1 protein-coding gene is annotated in these 356 nt (G+C 54.2%); it reads right to left on the bottom strand.

Annotation, left to right across the window (positions count from 1 at the left end; genetic code table 11):
• Positions 1–317: chorismate synthase (locus tag J4G02_14135; protein ID MCE2395714.1), on the bottom strand; the 317-nt coding region annotated here is incomplete at its 3' end.
• Between the last annotated feature and the right edge of the window lie 39 nt (positions 318–356).

The raw sequence follows: 356 nt of genomic DNA, 5'->3' as shown, positions 1-356 counted from the left end.
GCGTGAGACGGTCGATACACATCCTTGAGGTGTTCGTAGGCGGAGGGTTTCGCGTCTTTATTCCACACCAGCATTGAGATCGGGGAGCCAAGCGTCTCCCCCTCAAAAACACCGGACAAAATCTCCACCTGATCCTCCTCCTGACGTGAGGTTGTGAGATGGCTCTGTCCCGGGCGCCGCCGATCCAGTTCTGACTGAATGGTTTTGATGTCGATGTTAAGTTTCGGTGGGCAGCCGTCAATCACAACGCCGATCGCCCCCCCATGTGATTCGCCCCATGTTGTAATCCGAAAGAGGTGACCAAAGGTATTTCCCATTGTGCTGCTCTCCAATTCAGTTTCGCATCGTTTCCCCGT

This window comes from Candidatus Poribacteria bacterium, assembly GCA_021295755.1.
Lineage (GTDB): Bacteria > Poribacteria > WGA-4E > WGA-4E > PCPOR2b > PCPOR2b.
Note: the sequence above shows the minus strand (reverse complement) of the source record. Positions and strands in the feature narration are given on the sequence as shown.